Origin of the sequence: Paractinoplanes durhamensis (assembly GCF_016862175.1) — a bacterium.
Classification (GTDB): domain Bacteria; phylum Actinomycetota; class Actinomycetes; order Mycobacteriales; family Micromonosporaceae; genus Actinoplanes; species Actinoplanes durhamensis.
This window is the reverse complement of the sequence record NZ_BOML01000003.1, coordinates 47977-64191: the sequence shown is the minus strand read 5'-3', so window position 1 is coordinate 64191 and position 16215 is coordinate 47977. Positions and strand designations below refer to the sequence as shown.

The following is a 16215-nucleotide window of genomic DNA, read 5'->3' as shown; positions in this document are numbered from 1 at the left end:
GTGACGGAGCAGCCGGAGGCCGGTCGGCCGGGCGCCGAGCAGGTCGAGGAGCGCCGGCCGAGCCTGTGGACCGCGGCCGGCGCCTGGCGGGGCGTACTCATCGCGGTCGGGATCTTCGCCCTGACCCGGGTGGCCCAACTGCTCATCCTGGTCTGGCTGGGCAGCGCCGCCGCCGACGGGACGAGCCTGCGCGGGCGGCTGCTGGTGTGGGACGCGGGCTGGTTCCTGCGGGTGGCGGTGGACGGCTACCCCCACTCGTACACCTATGACACCCAGCATGTGTTGCAGGGCAATGAGCTGGCGTTCTTCCCGTTGTACCCGATGCTCATCCGCGGCTTCGCCGCGATCGGTCTCTCCGCGCAGAGCGCGGCGCTGCTGGTGAGCTGGACGGCGTCGATCGCCGCGGCGGTGGCGTTGCACCTGCTCGGCACCACGCTGTACGGCAAGCGCACCGGCTGGGCGCTCGTCGCGATCTGCTGCAGCGCGCCGGTGTCGGTGGTGCTGTCCATGGCGTACTCGGAAGCGCTCTTTCTTGCCCTTGTCGCCGGGATGCTCGTCGCCGCGCACCGGCAGGTGTGGTGGGCGGCCGGCCTGCTCGGGCTCGGCGCCGCCCTGACCCGCCCGACCGGTGCCGCCGCCGCGCTCGCCCTCGCCGTCGCCGCGCTGATGGCGGTCCGCCGGAACCCGCGCAAGCCCTGGCCGCCGCTGCTGGCCGCCGCGGTCGCGATGGCCGGCGTGCCGCTGTTCCTGGCCTGGGTGGGCTGGCGGGTCGGCGACTGGAGTGCCTGGTTCCGCATCCAGACCGCCGGCTGGGGCACCTCGTTCGACTACGGGCGGAGCACCTGGCTCTTCCTGAGCGACACGCTGAGCCGCGGCGACGGCTGGATCCCGATGAGCGTGGCGCTGATCCTGCTGGCCGCCCTGGCCGCGGCCGGCGTGGCCCTGGCCGGGAGACCGTGGCCACCACTGGCCGTTTATGGGGTCGTGGCGATGGTGCTCGTCTATGGGCAGGCCGGTTTCTACCACTCGAAGCCGCGACTGCTGCTGCCCGTACTGTTGACGCTGCTGCCGGCGGCCGTCGCCGCCGCCCGCGCCCGCCCCCGGGTGGCGGTGCTGGCGATCACGGCGTGGGCGGCGTTCGGTCTCTGGTACGGCGCCTACCTGATCACGATCTGGCCGTACACGTTGTAGCCAGGCTTTTCTCCCTTGCTTTTCGCTTAAGGAGGGCCCGAGTTGCCCGAGTTGCCAGAGGTCGAGACCGTTCGGCAGGGCCTGGCCACATGGGTGGCCGGCCGGACCATCGCGACCGTCGAGGTGCATCACCCGCGCGCGATCCGGCGGCACCTGCCCGGCGACGCGCACTTCATCGCGATGCTGACCGGCCGCACGATCGTCGGGGTGTCCCGGCGCGGCAAATACCTGTGGCTGCCGCTCGACTCCGGTGACGCGATCGTCGGCCACCTCGGCATGAGCGGCCAGCTGCTGATGCAGCCGGCCGAGGCCGAGGACGAGAAACACCTGCGGATCCGGTTCACGTTCACCGACGGCGGGCCGCAGCTGCGCTTCGTCGACCAGCGCACGTTCGGCGGCCTGGCGGTCTCCGAGGACGGTGCGGAACTGCCCGGCGAGATCGCGCACATCGCCCGCGACCCGATGGACCCGCTCTTCGACGACGAGGTGTTCGTGGCCCGGCTGCGCGGCAAGCACACCGAGGTCAAGCGGGCACTGCTCGACCAGACGCTGATCAGCGGGGTCGGCAACATCTACGCCGACGAGGCACTGTGGCGGGCGCAGTTGCACGGCGCCCGCCCCACCGACCAGTTGACCCGGCCGGCCGCGCGCCGGCTGCTCGCCGACGTGCGGGACGTGCTGGGCGAGGCGATCAAGGCCGGCGGGACCAGCTTCGACGAGCTGTACGTCAACGTGAACGGGGAGAGCGGCTACTTCGACCGGTCGCTCAACGCCTACGGCCGGGAGGGCGAACCGTGCCACCGCTGCGGCACCCCGATCCGGCGCGAGCAGTTCATGAACCGCTCGTCGTTCAGTTGTCCCCGCTGCCAGCCCCGCCCACGCCCCCCGCGTACGCATTGAGGTACGGGCTGGCGTCGGTGGCCAGCCCGAAACCCGCGCCCCGCCGTCCCATCAGCCGGCGGGCCGCGGTGAGCAGCGCCGGCGGCACCCCGTGCACGATGTGCCCGTCACCCGGCCGCACCCCGTCGCCGTCCCAGCTCTGATAGGCCGACCAGGGCCCCTCGAAGGAGCAGATCCGGGTGCCCAGGTCGCGGTAGAGCGGGTGGGTGGGCACTCCCGGGTTGAGCACGACCCGGTGCAGCCCGCGCCGCGCGGCCAGCCGGACGGTCAGCGCCACCGGCCCGACCCCGCCCGACCCGGCCGGCGCCCGATCGAGGAACAGCCCCTCGACACCGTCCTCGCGCCAGGCGTCCACATCGGCCAGCACGTCGGCGAGCGAGCGGCTGCCCCAGTCGAGGTCGATCCGGCCGAGCGACTGGTGCAGGCTGCGGCGTTCGCCGGGCAGGTCCCGGATGATCCAGGTCTCGGCGTCCAGGGCCAGCTCGGGTGACGGGTGGGCGTACGGCGGGAACAGTGTCTTCACGAGTCTCTCCGGTGGTCGGCGGCGGTGAGGGCGACGACGAGCAGGCCGGCCGCGTGGGTGACGGCGAGCGCGCCGACGGCGTTCGGCAGGGCGCCGGCGGCCGGTACGGGCAGAAGCTTCAGAACGATGACGACCAGGGGCGGGGCGGCCGCGATGGTGGCGGCGATCCCGGTGCGGCCCCGGGCGGCGAGCAGGAACGTGATGGCGAAGACGCCGCCGAGCAGGGTGCCGCCGGCCAGTGGAAGCACGCCCGCCGCCTCGATGGCCCCGGGGAGCTGAGTCCCGGTGAACCCGGCCACCGCCAGCGCGCAGCCGAGGGTCAGCGGCGGCAGCAGTCCGGCCAGCGTGCCCAGGGTGACCCCGCGCGGCTTCGTCCCGGCCTCGCCGATGTTCCAGGCGATGAGCGCCTCGAGGATCGGCACGGCCAGCAGCAGCGGCAGCCAGAACGGCACGGTCGAACCGGACGGTCCGCCCCGCCAGAGCACCACCACGCAGATCGCCTGGGACAGCCCGATCACCAGGTAGCCGCCGGCCTGGCGCAACTCGGTCCGGCTCAGCGCGAACCGCCGCCGCGGCGTACCGGGCAGCATGGCCGGCCGGAACGACCGCACCAGCACCAGCACGATCGCGGCCGGCAGCAGGGTGCCCACCGGCAGCCACGGCACCGGCTTGCCGGCGATCTCGACGAGCGTCGCGGCGGCCAGCACCCAGCACGGCAGACTCCACCGCACCACCGCCGCCTCGGCCCGGGTGACCAGCGCCGCGGTCACCGTGGCCAGGGTGGCGAGCCCGCCCAGCCCGACCACGAGGGCCATGCCGCGATGCGGTCCGAGCAGGTGATCCGGCGCGATCCAGACCAGCGCACACCACAGCCCGGTCACGGCCGCGAAACCGGCGCCGACCAGACGGCACGCGGCCGCCGGTCCGGCCCGCCGCGCCATCGCCGCACCCGCGCAGGTCAGGGCCTGCGCGGCGGTCCAGCCGAGCAGCAGGGTGACCAGCGGAACCGGCCATGCGACCTGCCGCAGCGACGCACCCCCGGCCACTCCGACGCTGATCGGCGCGAGGTAGAGGACACAGCGCAGCAGCGCAGCGTTCAGGTAGGCGCGAAGGGCGCCGGGCCGCCGATGGGTCCGGGGGAGCGCGGGCAGGGTGGTCGGGAGCGGCGCCGGCGCGAGCGCCGGGTCCGCCGCATGCTTCGGGTGTACGCCGAGGGGCGGCCGGCCGACCGCACGGCGCCGGTTACGGCCTCGGGGCGTACGCGTCGGGGACGCCCCTCGCTGGGGTGTGATCGTCATCGGTCCTCCCGGATCAGCCAGCGCAACGTCGCGGGCGGTGAGGTCCGCGGTGCGGGGATGGTGAGCGCCAGCTCGAAGGCGGACGCGGGGGCCGGCGGCGGCCCGGTCAGGTCGGCATAGAGAGCGCCGTAGACCCGGACCACCCGGTCGGTGGTGAAGTGGGTGAGCGCCCGCCGCCGGGCCGCGTCACCGAGCTGCCGGCGGCGGGTCGGCGCCCGCAGCAGGTCGACGATCGCGATCGCCAGTTCGGCCGGGTCGTCCGGCTGGACCAGCACGCCCGCGTCGCCCAGCGTCTCGGCGGCCGGCCCGACGTCGACCCCGACCACGGCCCGGCCGGACATCATCGCCTCGATCAGCCGGTACGGCGGATCGGCCGGCCCGGGAACGTGCGCGACCACGTGCCCGACGGTGTAGCGGTCACGCGGGTCGGCCGGGAGCGGATGCAGGCGTACGGCCCGGCCCAGCCCGGTCCGCTCGATCTGCTCGGCGCAGTGGTCCTCGTGCGCCGGGGTGACCCCGACCAGGTGCAGCACCGTCCCCGGCTGGGCCGCCGCGACCTGCTCGAACGCCGCCAGCAGCTGGGTCAGCCCGCTGTCCGGCCCACCGCTGCCGGCCCAGACCACGGCCGGGTGGCCGGCGCCCGGTTCGGCGGTGACCGGATATTCCGACGGGTCCACCCCGGCCGGCACCTGCACCAGCCGGGCCGCGGCGGCGCCGTGCCGCAGCGCCCACCCGTGGTGGTAGGCGCTGAGCGGGGCGATCAGGCCGGCCTCGGCGTACCCGGTGCGGGCGACCGCGGCCCGGAACCGGCGCAGCACCGCGCGCACCGCCGGCGACAGCCGCTCCTCGGCCGGCCGCTGCCGGGCGACCGGGGCCCGCGCCTCGGTGAGCAGCAGCGGGATGCCCGACTGCCAGCGCCCGGCCAGCGCGGTGAGCAGCGGGGTCGTCCCGCCGATGCAGTGCACCAGGTCGGACTTCGGCAACGGCACGGCCAGCGCGCCGAGTGCGTGTTTGAGCAGGGTGGCCGCGGTGCGGGCGTCGCGGGTGCTCAGCCGGGGCAGTGGCGGCTCGTCGTCGGACGGGCTGCCGTCGCGCCAGGCGTCCGCCAGCAGGTCGGCCAGCGGAACGTTGGTCAGCGGGTCGGGTCGTTCGGTGGCCAGCTCGGCGAGACCGCGCAGCCCGATGGCGAACCGGCTCTGCTCGACGAGCCCCCGGCAGAGCAGGTGGGCGGCGCCGCGACCAGTCTCGTTGGAGTTGCCGCGGCGGCGCTCCCGGCCCAGGGCCCGGCCGATCTGGGCCCGGCCGATCTGCAGAGCGTCGGCCGAGGTGACGTTGAAGGGCAGCGGGTACGCGGGCAGGACCGGCGGTTCCCGGTCCGTCACGGTCAGCAGGTCGAAGCGGAATCGGCGCAGGCCCTCCACCAGGGTGCGGCACCACCCGCTCAGCGCGTCCCGTCGGAACGGGTACCCGCCGCCGGTGAGCAAGCACACGCGCTCGTGCGACGGGGTCGTTTTCACGAAGGAGGCAACGAGACAGCCCGGGAAAGTTACGAGAGCCTGTCGGGTAGGCGACACAATTACGCGACTTTTATCCGATTTGCCGCCCGACTTGTCCGAAATGTCGCGAAATCCTGGGAGGGTTCGCGATATAGGTGCGGCGTCCCTGCGGCGTCCTCACGCCGTCGCCGGCACCGGATGCCCCGCCACCGGCACCCGGTGCCGAGCCGACGTCGATCGCCACCCGAGATCGCTTCGCTGATCGTTCCGCGGATCACTCCGCGCGACGCGTGATCGCGCTGCTTGATCATCTTGCTTGATCGTGTTGCTTGATCATTGCGCGGTTGCTTGATCATCGCGCGCACGGTGGGTGGGTGCGGCCGCCGCAGACCGTAAGCACCCACGCAAGCCGTGGACAAACCGGCAAAGGAAAACATAAGCCCAGGTAAAGAACGGCAGCGTGGCATGATTCACTGACCTCAGGGCCGGGTCCGCGGTCGCACCGCTTGACGGAGCGTGGGTATGGGCGGACTATGGAGGTGTCGCCAGTCGCGCCCACTCATGCCCGGTTCCACTTCAGGCATGGGACATCTGCACCTAAGAAGCACGTTCTTTGGGTGCATGAGTCTGTGCTCACGCGTGCCCGTGTGCATAGAAGTGTGGCGCAAACTGGGCGCGCGCTACAAGCGCGTGGTTCTCAACACCACCCAAGAAGAAGCAATGCTTCTCAAGGAGTCACCATGGCGAAGGCCCTCTTCGGCCACGTAGGCGCGGCGCCCGATCGGCGCCTGCTCGACGAGGTCACCCGACTGCGTTCCAGGGTGCAGGCCCTGGAGTTCGAGGTCACCCGTCTCCGGGCGGAAAATGACCGACTGGCGGCCGCTGCCGCCGAAGCAGACGACATCCTGCGGCTGACCGAGCCGGCGCTGACCTGAGTTGTTCATGGCCCGATCTCTGATCGGGCCTGAGTTGTTTCCAACCGCGGTTGTTTCTGGCTGCAGTTGTCCCGGCCGCCGGAAATCGGCGGTCGATCCCCCCAGTGCCGGCTTGATGCACTCCTGACAGCGCGCCTCCACCCTGTGGCGGCGCGCATCTTTTTGTCTGCTTTGGGGGCCTATGTCCGTACTGAGCGCGGCGTGACAGGCCGCTGGAGCTCGGTGCGGGTACCCTGCTTGCCAAGCATCCTCCTGTTGACAACCTTGGCGACCCTCGGAGATCCGTGCACCTCAAGAGCCTGACGGTCAAGGGCTTCAAGTCCTTCGCCTCCGCCACGACGCTGCGCCTGGAGCCGGGCATCACCTGTGTGGTGGGCCCCAACGGCTCCGGCAAGTCCAACGTCGTCGACGCCATCGCCTGGGTCCTCGGCGAGCAGGGCGCCAAGGCACTGCGCGGCGGCAAGATGGAGGACGTCATCTTCGCCGGCACCTCCGGCCGGGCGCCGCTGGGCCGCGCCGAGGTGACGCTGACGATCGACAACAACGACGGTGCGCTGCCGATCGAGTACACCGAGGTCTCGATCACCCGGCGCATGTTCCGCGACGGCGCCAGCGAGTACGAGATCAACGGCAACGCCTGCCGGCTGCTCGACATCCAGGAGCTGCTCAGCGACTCCGGCATCGGCCGTGAGATGCACATCATCGTCGGCCAGGGCCGGCTCGACGCGATGCTGCACGCCAAACCCGAGGACCGCCGCTCCTTCATCGAGGAGGCCGCCGGCGTACTCAAGCATCGCAAGCGCAAGGAAAAGGCGATCCGCAAGCTCGACGCGATGCAGGTCAACCTCAACCGGTTGACCGACCTCACCGCCGAGCTCCGCCGTCAGCTCAAGCCGCTCGGCAAGCAGGCCGAGGTGGCGCGCCGCGCCGCCGGCATCCAGGCCGACCTGCGCGACGCCCGGCTCCGGCTGCTCGCCGACGACCTGCACACGCTGCGCGGCACGCTGGACAAGGAGATCGCCGACGAATCGGCGATGCGGGACCGGCGGCAGCAGGTCGAGGAAGAGAACCGTGAGGTTCAGCGCTGGCTCGCCGACCTCGAACGCGCACACGCCGAGGACGCGCCACTGCTGCAGGCCGCCCAGGACACCTGGTACAAACTGGCCGCCCTCCAGGAACGCTTCCGCTCCACCGAGCAGCTCGCCACCGAGCGGCTGCGCCACCTCGCCGCCACCCCGGACGAGGAGCGGCCCGGCCGCGACCCCGACCAGCTGGTCGCCGAGGCCGAGCGGGTGCGCGAGCAGGAAGAAGAGCTGCGCGAGGCGCTCACCGACGACCAGATGCGGCTGGCCGAGGCGGTCGAGAACCGGCAGGAACTGGAACGGCAACTGGCCGCGGCCGAGGGCGCACTGCGCACCGCCGCGAAGGCCATCGCCGATCGCCGCGAAGGCCTGGCCAAGCTGACCGGCAACGTGAACGCGGCCAAGGCGCGCACCGGAAGCGCGGCCGAGGAGATCGAGCGGCTCGCCGCCGCGCACACCGACGCCCTCACCCGCGCCGAGGCCGCCCAGTCCGACGTCGACGCGGTCGCCGCGGAGTCCACCGAGGCCGATCGGGACAACGTCGAGCTGGACGAGCGGCACGCCGAGGTTCAGGCGGGTCACGATCGTGCCGCGGCCGTCGTGCGCGAGCTCTCCGACGCCGAACGGGCCGCCGAGAAGGACGCGGCCAGCTGGAAGGCGCGCGAGGAAGCTCTTGCTCTCGGCCTGCAGCGCAAGGACGGCGCCGGGGCCCTGCTGGCCAAGCGCGACCAGGTGCCCGGCCTGCTCGGCAGCCTCGCCTCGATGCTCACCGTCCGGTCCGGTCACGAGGCGGCCATCGCCGCCGCGCTGGGCACGTTCGCGGACGCGGTCGCACTCTCCGGCGTGGACGAGGCGATCGAGGCGATGCGTACCCTCAAGATCGCTGATGCCGGACGCGCCGCGCTGGTCGTCGCCTCGCCCGCCGGGCCCGGCATGCGCGGCTCGCTCGAGTCGCTGCGCCCGCAGCTGCCGGAAGGCGGCGTCTGGGCGCCGGAGGTGGTCGACTGCCCCGAGCAGGTCCGGCCGGCTATCAACCGGGCACTGCGCGACGTCGTCCTCGTTCCCGACCTCGCCGTCGCGGCCCGCACCGTCGCCGACAACCCCGAACTACGGGCCGTCACCCCCGACGGCGACGTGCTCGGCGCGTTCGCCGCGGCCGGCGGATCCGGCAAGGCCACCAGCTACATCGAGGTGCAGGCCGCGGTCGACGAGGCCAAGGCCAAGCGGACCGCGGCCGAGGAAGCGATCAGCGAGCTCAAGGGGCAACTGATCGACGCCCGCGCCGACGTCGCCGAGCGCAAGGAAGCCGTGAACGTGGCTGCCGCCGCCAAGCGTGCGGCCGAGGGCGAGCGCAACGCCGCCGCCCGCCGGCTCGCCGAGCTCGGCGCCGCCGCCCGGTCGGCCAAGGCCGAGAGCGAGCGACTCGGCGCGGCCCGGCAGAAGGCCGAGGCGGCCCGGGAGGACGACCTGATGCGCCTCGCCGAGCTGGAAGAACGGCTCAATCTGGCCGAGTCCACCCCGATCGACGAGGAACCGTCCACCGAGGAGCGGGACACGCTCGCCGCCCTCGTACCCCAGGCCCGGCAGAACGAGATGGAGGTACGCCTCGCCGTGCGTACCGCCGAGGAGCGCGTCTCCTCCATCGCCGGCCGGGCCGACTCCCTGATGCGCCAGGCCAACGCCGAACGGCAGGCCCGGGAACGGGCCGCGGCCCGGCGGGCCGCCCGGGCCCGCGGCGCCGAGATCGCCAAGGCGGTCGCACTAGGCGCGGCCACCGCCCTCCTCCGGGTCGAGCTGTCCCTCGCCGCGGCTGTCGACTCCCGCGACCAGCTGGCCCAGGCGCGCACCGCGCGCGAGGCCGAGCTGCAGGAAGTGCGCGCCACCGCCAAGCGGCTGCTCGCCGAGCTGGAACGGCTCACCAGCGAGGTGCACCGCGACGAGATGGCCCGCGCCGAACAGCGGATGCGCATCGAGCAGCTCGAGGCCAAGGCGGCCGAGGACTTCTCGCTCGACGTGGACACGCTGATCACCGAATACGGGCCGGAGCAGCTCGTGCCGCCGAGCGCCGCCGAGACCGCCCAGGCCGAGAAGGACGACAAGCCGGTTCCTGAGCCGGCGCCGTTCCACCGGCCCACCCAGGAGAAGCGGGCCAACAAGGCCGAGCGCGACCTGCAGCTGCTCGGCAAGGTCAACCCGCTGGCGCTGGAGGAGTTCGCGGCGCTCGAGGAACGCTTCAAGTTCCTCTCCGACCAGTTGGAAGACCTCAAGGCCACCCGCAAGGACCTGCTCACCGTGGTCAAGGACGTCGACGATCGCATCCTGGAGGTGTTCGCGTCGGCGTTCGAGGACACCGCGCGCGAGTTCCAGACCGTCTTCCAGGTGCTGTTCCCGGGTGGTGAGGGCCGGCTCGTGCTCACCGACCCCGAGGACATGCTGTCCACCGGTGTCGAGGTCGAGGCCCGGCCGCCGGGTAAGAAGATCAAGCGGCTGTCGCTGCTCTCCGGTGGTGAGCGCTCGCTCACCGCGGTGGCGATGCTGTGCGCCATCTTCCGGGCCCGGCCCTCGCCCTTCTACATCATGGACGAGGTCGAGGCCGCCCTCGACGACGTCAACCTCGGCCGCCTGATTACGCTCTTCGAGCAGTTGCGGGAAAAGAGCCAGCTGCTGATCATCACGCACCAGAAGCGCACGATGGAGGTCGCGGACGCGCTGTACGGCGTGACCATGCGCGCCGGTGTGACCCAGGTGATCAGCCAACGGCTCAAGAAGGAAGAAGAGGACTAGCCAGCATGTCGCCGCGCGAACGCGCCCAGGCCCTGCTCATCGACCTGGACGGCGTTCTGCGCCGCTGGGATCCGGCCCCGATGATCGCGGTGGAGGTCGAGTACGGCCTGAAGCCGGCCGCTCTGCTCGAGACGTCGATGTCCTGGGACATCTACCGGCCCGCGGTGGTCGGCGAGATCACCGACGCGGAGTGGATGCGCCTGGTCGCCGAGCGGCTGCCGATCGAGCCTGAGCGCGCGGCCGAGGCGGTGGCGCGGTGGCAGTCCTACCGCGGCGAGCCCGACCCGGACGCGCTCGCCTTCATCCGCGAGGTGCGGGCCGGCGGCCGCAAGGTCGGCCTGGCCACCAACGCCACCGACCGGCTGCGCCCCGATCTGGAGGCGCTGGGCCTGGCCGGCGAGGTCGATGTGGTGATCAGCTCCTGGGAGCAGAAGGTCCACAAGCCGGCCCCGGAGTTCTACCAGCGGGCCTGCGAGCTGATCGGCTTCGCGCCCAAGCACGTCCTCTTCGTGGACGACGACGACCGCGCGGTGCGCGGCGCCCGGGCCGCGAGCCTGCCGGCATACCGGTGGAGCGGGCCGGAGCATGTCGCCTACCTGCGTAAGGCGCTAGATCTGAGCTGACCGTGCTCGTCCTGCCGTGACCGTGCTCGTCCTGCCATGACCGTTCTCGATCTGCCGCTCCCGGGCTGGCGAGACCGGTTCTGAGCCGACGTGACCTCGCTGTGCGTTCTGCGCCGGCCTACCTCCGTAGGTGGTATGCGTTGCGGCGGGGGCGGCGCTGTGGGTCCAGCGTTGGCGGCGGGAGGAATTCGGGGTGGCCGTCGGGGTTGAGGCGGACCTGCCAATCTGTGTTGTGGATGGCGCGGTGATGGTGGCGGCAGAGCAGGCACGCGTTGGACAACGCGGTCGCGCCACCGTCGGCCCACGGGATGATGTGGTGAGCTTCTGACCAACTCGGTGGTCGATCACAGCCGGGGAAACAGCATCCTCGGTCGCGGAGGATCAGTGCGCGCCGGATCGGCCCGGTGAACAGGCGACGGGCACGGCCCACGTCGAGAACCTGGCCAGCGGTGCCGAGGACGGCGGGGATGATCCGGGCATCGCAGGCCAGCAGGCGCGCCTCGGCGGGGCTGATCGGCGTCCCGTTGTCCAGCATCCCGGAGCCGCTGTCCCGGCTGCGCTTGCGATCGGCCGGGCGGCTGTCGGCGGGCGCGGTGCCTGCGGCGGCTGCTCGGGCGGGTGTGTTGCGGGTGGGTGTGTTGCGGGTGGGTGTGCTGCGGGTGGGCGCCGAGTGGCTGCGATCTGCTCCAGGGCCGCGGCTGGGCGGTCGGTGACCGGTGCGAGGGCCGGGGGCAACCGGTGGGCGGTCAGATTGCGGGCGGTCGGGCTGCGGGCGGTCGGGCTGCGGGTGGTCTTGCTGTGGGTGGCTTTCGGTGGGGGCGCCGGGGGTGGTCTGCAGCGTGGTGATCGGGACGGTGACGACCATGTGGGTTGATTCGCCGCCGCCGGTTGGCTGTCCGTCGTTTCGCAGGACTCGGGCGCACACGTCGACCAGGGCATCCGCGCGTCGCTGTGTCGGGGTCCGGGCCAGGTCGGTGTCGGTGGCGGCGTCCTGGGACGGGCGGCACAGCGGCTCCAGGGCCGCGGTCACGGTCGCGGCGCCGCTGCTGTCGAGCCAGCCGGACAGCCGGACCCGGCCGTCGCCGAACGGGCTCATGGTGAATCCGCGGCCGCGGCGGGCTCGCTCCTCCTGGCGCTTCAGCAGGGCTTCGTCGTGGCGGTCGGCTGCCTCCGGGTCGACGTGCGCGAGGATGCGGGTGCCGAGCCGGCTCAGCGTGATCGGGTCGAACTCCGATGCGTAGCCGATCAGTGCCGTCTCCGCCTGCGCGGTGAGGTCGATCCCGGCCTCGTCGGGCAGATCGGCGATGGCGGAGCCGATCACCCGTGCCTGTTCGGCCGAGACGGTGCCGGCGGCCACGGCGGCATCCAGCGCGGGCGACGCGTCGAGGACCTCGGCGAGCCGCACGAGCCGCTGCGCCTCCGCCGGGCTCGTGTGCAGCCGCTGGCGTAACCACACCACGGTGCTGGAGGCCGCCTCGGCCCGCGGCAGGCCGCGCACCTCGGCCTGGCGGATCAGGCGTGCGGCGACCCCGGTCAGCTGCTGCACGCCGATCCACGCCTGCTCCAGGGAGGCGAGCAGGTCGGCGTCGGACAGCGCCCACACCGAAGCATCCGCGCACTCGGCGAGTGCGGTGCGGCTCCGGGTCAGTCGGTCCAACATGGCCACAGATTAGAACATGCGTACGACATTTTTCCGTACGCCCAGTTCAGGGGGCCGAGCGAGCCGGGTCAGTCGCCGGTGACGCCGTCGATGCGTTCGCGCAGGAGGTCGGCGTGGCCGTTGTGGCGGGCGTACTCCTCGATCATGTGGAGGTAGACCCAGCGGAGGCTCAGCGTGTTTTCGCGGAGGGTGAACTCGTGGTCGAGCGACAGGTCGGCCACGGCCTCGTCGGCGGCGGTGAGCTCGGCGTGGAAGGCGGCCAGGTTGGCCTCCGGGTCGGCGTCGGCCACGTCGTCGAAGTCGCCGTCGCGGTTGGCCTCGGAGCTGTAGTGCGCGCCGGGGTTGGGGTGGCCGGCCGCGCGCACCACGAACCAGCTGCGCTCCACCTCGGTCATGTGGCGGACCAGGCCGAGCAGGGTGAGATTGGAGGGCTCGACGCTCGCCGTCCTCAGCTGCTCGGCGGTCAGGCCGGCGCACTTGGACAGCAGGGTCTGGCGCTGCCAGTCGAGCCAGCCCTGCAGCATCGCCCGTTCGGGGCCGGTGAACGGTTCGCTCTCGCGCTTCGCCTCGGGGGCGGTCCAGGTCGTCATTCGGGTCATCCTGCCGCCCGCCCGGCGATCGGCGCAGCCCTGTTTCTAGCGGCGCAGCCCTGTTTCTAACGGCGCAGCCTATTTCGATGGGCCGTAGCCGACCTCGGCCACGTTGAACAGGTTGCCGTCCTTGTCGGTGCCCTCGACGGTGACGGTGGCGTCCCGGCCGGTCAGGTGCAGGGTGCTGACCGCGTTGCCGAAGTACGGGCCGGCCTCGCGCTTCCAGGTCCAGGCGGGGCGGCGGACGCCGGCCGAGCGGGCCAGGCCGCGCACGCCCCGGGCGGCGGCCCGTGACCAGCTGAAGCGCATCAGCGGGCGCATGAACGCGGGGACCTGGTTGTGCACCGGCGAGCAGGTCAGCTGCATGACCGGGGTCCGCATGCTCTCGCCGAGGTCGGCCCGGGCCACGTACGAGTGGTGGACGTCGCCGGAGAGCACCGAGATCGTCGCGGGGGCGGCGTACGCTCCGCCTGCTCCCACCCGGTGGGGTGGGGCGCCGTCACCGCCCTCACCCAGCCGGCGGAAGAGCTCGCCCAGCGCAGCGAAGGATCGGCTGAAAGCCGCCCAGTGCTCCAGGTCGAAGGCCCGGCGGATCTTCTCCGCGTAGGCCGCCACCCGCGGGTTGGCGGAGTCGGCGGTGCGTTCGTTCCACGCCTCCAGGTGGTGGATCGCCGGCGGCATCAGCCAGGGCAGGGAGGAACCGACCACCAGGTGGTCGTAGTCGCCGTGGGCCTGGTCGACGAACCACGCCCATTCGCGGGCCGGCAGCATCTCGCGGGCGCCGGGGGTGAGGACGCGGTTGCAGCGGTTGTCGAGCATCACCAGCCGGGTGCGGCCCAGATCGAGGGAGTAGGACCACTGGTAGCGGGTGGTTTCGCCGTCCAGCGCGCTGTCCACCGAGCGGCCGAAGTCGTGCAGCAGGACGGTGGCGTCGCCGGCCGCGGCCACCTTCTCGAACAGCGGGTCGGCGGCCAGCTCGTCGGGGCTGAGGTTGCCCAGGTGCTGGTAGACCCAGTAGGAGGCGAGGCCGCCGGTGATCCGCTCGATCCACCACGACTCGGCGGCCATGTCGCGGCGCCAGGACTCGGAGGTGTTCCAGTCGTCGATCAGCTCGTGGTCGTCGAAGATCATCACGCTGGGGACGGTGGAGAGCAGCCAGCGGATCTCCGGGTCGCGCCACGACTCCAGGTACAGCTTCGTGTACTCGTCGAACGTCACCACCTGGTCCTGGGGGCCCTGGTGACCGGCCGCCCGGCGGCGCCGCAGGAAGCGCTTGACCTTGGCCGAGGTGTTGTCCGCGTAGACCTGGTCGCCGAGCAGGACGATCAGGTCGGGGCGCAGGTCGGGGTTCTTCGGGTCGGTCATCAGGCGGCGGGCGTAGGCGTCCAGCGCGTCCGGCGGCAGGTGGCGGGAGCTGGAGTGCGGCGTCGCCTCGCGGCACGAGCCGAAGATCAGGCGGACCGGGGCCTCGGCCTCCGGAATTTCGGCGTCCGGCGCCGGGCGGGTGCGGATCAACGACGGGGGGTACGTCGAATCGGGCGCCGGCCAGACCTGGCGGTCGTCCAGGTGCACCTGGTAGGTGCTGTCCGCGCCGAGGGTGAGGCCCTCGACGACCACGAGCGCGTAATGATGCCCGTACGCCGCAAAGGTGGACGCGGAGCCGGCGCCGCCGCCGTCCGCCTCGACCCGCACGGTGGCCGGCTCGGTGGTTTCCACCCAGATGGTGGCGCGGTCGCCGACCACGCGACGCAGGACGGGACCGATGAGCAGATGAGCGGTCACTGAGCCGCCATCCGGTTGGGGCGCATGGGGAGAGCCTTCCACGCAGAGCTTCCGGGGGCGTCCCATCCTCCGTCAGAGGTGGCGAAGTCGCCACTCGTCCGGCCGACGCCACGCGCCGACGGCTCATCTGTCAGGATTTCAGCCATGGAATACGTGGTCGCCGCAGTCATCCTGCTCGTCGTCCTGGTGGCCGGTGGTGTCGGCCTCATGGTGCCGCGGATGCGCCGCCGTGAGCTGCCGCCGTCTCAGGGTGGGTCGCAGGGAGGCACGGGGACCGCCACCCTCGAGCGCCCGGCCGAGGAGGAACCACCGTCGCTGGTGGTTCCGGCCGAGGCCGACGAAGGGCTGCCGCCGCTGATCGAGGAGCCGCCGGCGGCGGTGGTCGAGGAGGCGAAGCCGCAGCTGGAGGCGCCGGAGCCGACCGCCGGCCGACTGGTTCGGCTGCGTGCCCGGCTGGCCCGTTCGCAGAGCGTGCTCGGCCGCGGCCTGCTCAGCGTCCTGTCCCGTGATCACCTGGACGAGGACGCCTGGGAGGAGATCGAGGACAGCCTGATCAGTGCGGATGTCGGCGTGGAGGCCACCCAGGCGCTCGTCGAGCGGCTGCGGGAGCGGGTCCGGGTGCTCGGCACCCGCACGGTCGCCGAGGTGCGCGCCCAGCTGGCCGAGGAGCTGACCGCGGCGCTGGAGCCCGAGATGGACCGCTCGCTGAAGACCGCCCCGCACGACGGCCGCCCGGCGGTGCTGCTGGTGGTCGGGGTCAACGGCGCCGGCAAGACCACCACCTGCGGGAAGATCGGCCGGGTGCTGATCGCCGACGGGCGGACCGTGCTGTTCGGCGCGGCCGACACCTTCCGGGCCGCGGCCGCCGAGCAGCTGGCCACCTGGGGTGAGCGGGTCGGTGCCGAGACCGTGCGCGGGCCGGAGGGCGGTGACCCGGCCAGCGTGGCGTTCGACGCGGTCAAGCGGGGCATCGACACCGGTATCGACACGGTCCTGATCGACACGGCCGGCCGGCTGCAGAACAAGGTCGGTCTCATGGACGAGCTGGGCAAGGTCAAGCGGGTCGTGGAGAAGCACGGGCCGGTCGACGAGACGCTGCTGATTCTGGACGCCACGACCGGACAGAACGGGCTCGAGCAGGCCCGCGTGTTCACGGAAGTGGTGGATGTGACGGGTGTCGTGCTGACCAAACTCGACGGCACCGCGAAGGGCGGCATCGTCATCGCCGTGCAGCGCAAGCTGGGTATTCCCGTCAAGCTGGTGGGTCTCGGCGAGGGTCCGGACGACCTGGCCCCGTTCGAGCCGGCCGCGTTCGTCGAGGCGTTGCTTGGTTCCGACGGTTAGTCTCGAA

12 protein-coding genes are annotated in these 16215 nt (G+C 72.3%); 6 read left to right on the top strand and 6 right to left on the bottom strand.

Translation table 11 applies throughout. From position 1 onward, the window contains the following. Both Adu01nite_RS01520 and mutM read left to right on the top strand, forming a co-directional pair. The gene (locus tag Adu01nite_RS01520) at positions 1-1191 is read left to right on the top strand and encodes a mannosyltransferase family protein (RefSeq protein ID WP_239132052.1); all 1191 of its coding nucleotides are present in this window, start codon (positions 1-3) and stop codon (positions 1189-1191) included. 42 nt (positions 1192-1233) lie between these two features. Next, positions 1234-2091, top strand: coding sequence for a bifunctional DNA-formamidopyrimidine glycosylase/DNA-(apurinic or apyrimidinic site) lyase (mutM, locus tag Adu01nite_RS01515; RefSeq protein WP_203724378.1), 858 nt, complete (start codon positions 1234-1236; stop codon positions 2089-2091). Here mutM and Adu01nite_RS01510 read toward each other — a convergent pair. Genes Adu01nite_RS01510 through Adu01nite_RS01500 form a run of 3 tightly spaced genes read right to left on the bottom strand, consistent with a single transcriptional unit; the run spans position 2042 to position 5402 of the window. Continuing rightward, positions 2042-2614, bottom strand: a complete 573-nt coding sequence (locus Adu01nite_RS01510; RefSeq protein WP_203724377.1) for a spherulation-specific family 4 protein — start codon at positions 2612-2614, stop codon at positions 2042-2044. The two genes, mutM and Adu01nite_RS01510, sit on opposite strands and share 50 nt — an antisense overlap. After that, positions 2611-3912 (bottom strand): hypothetical protein, encoded by a 1302-nt coding sequence (locus tag Adu01nite_RS01505; RefSeq protein ID WP_239132051.1) that lies wholly within the window; start codon positions 3910-3912, stop codon positions 2611-2613. The genes Adu01nite_RS01510 and Adu01nite_RS01505 overlap by 4 nt, the downstream gene beginning before the upstream one ends. Further along, positions 3909-5402 (bottom strand): glycosyltransferase, encoded by a 1494-nt coding sequence (locus Adu01nite_RS01500; protein WP_239132050.1) that lies wholly within the window; start codon positions 5400-5402, stop codon positions 3909-3911. Before Adu01nite_RS01500 ends, Adu01nite_RS01505 begins: the two co-directional genes overlap by 4 nt. 746 nt (positions 5403-6148) lie before the next feature. Between Adu01nite_RS01500 and Adu01nite_RS01495 the strand changes: the two genes are divergently transcribed. From Adu01nite_RS01495 to Adu01nite_RS01485, 3 genes are all read left to right on the top strand, one after another. Then, positions 6149-6343 carry a hypothetical protein gene (locus Adu01nite_RS01495; RefSeq protein WP_020518001.1) on the top strand — a complete coding sequence of 65 codons (195 nt, stop codon included), beginning with the start codon at positions 6149-6151 and terminating at the stop codon, positions 6341-6343. Between the two features lie 284 nt (positions 6344-6627). Beyond that, positions 6628-10209 carry a chromosome segregation protein SMC gene (gene smc, locus Adu01nite_RS01490; RefSeq protein WP_203724375.1) on the top strand — a complete coding sequence of 1194 codons (3582 nt, stop codon included), beginning with the start codon at positions 6628-6630 and terminating at the stop codon, positions 10207-10209. A gap of 5 nt (positions 10210-10214) precedes the next feature. Further along, entirely contained in the window at positions 10215-10832 is a 618-nt protein-coding gene (locus Adu01nite_RS01485; protein WP_203724374.1) for an HAD family hydrolase, read from the top strand. Positions 10833-10950: 118 nt separating this feature from the next. On the opposite strand, the gene Adu01nite_RS47500 is transcribed toward Adu01nite_RS01485, so the two are convergent. The 3 genes from Adu01nite_RS47500 to Adu01nite_RS01470 all read right to left on the bottom strand — a co-directional run bounded on the left by Adu01nite_RS47500 (position 10951) and on the right by Adu01nite_RS01470 (position 14864). Beyond that, the gene (locus Adu01nite_RS47500) at positions 10951-12492 is read right to left on the bottom strand and encodes an HNH endonuclease signature motif containing protein (protein WP_239132049.1); all 1542 of its coding nucleotides are present in this window, start codon (positions 12490-12492) and stop codon (positions 10951-10953) included. A 68-nt stretch (positions 12493-12560) separates the two neighbouring features. Beyond that, positions 12561-13082: a DinB family protein gene (locus Adu01nite_RS01475; RefSeq protein ID WP_203724373.1), complete on the bottom strand. Its 522-nt coding sequence runs from the start codon at positions 13080-13082 to the stop codon at positions 12561-12563. Positions 13083-13160: 78 nt separating this feature from the next. Next, a complete protein-coding gene (locus tag Adu01nite_RS01470; RefSeq protein ID WP_203724372.1) occupies positions 13161-14864 on the bottom strand; it encodes an alkaline phosphatase D family protein in 1704 nt (567 codons plus the stop codon). Positions 14865-15008: 144 nt separating this feature from the next. Between Adu01nite_RS01470 and ftsY the strand changes: the two genes are divergently transcribed. Further along, positions 15009-16208 (top strand): signal recognition particle-docking protein FtsY, encoded by a 1200-nt coding sequence (gene ftsY, locus Adu01nite_RS01465; protein WP_203724371.1) that lies wholly within the window; start codon positions 15009-15011, stop codon positions 16206-16208. Positions 16209-16215: the final 7 nt, after the last annotated feature.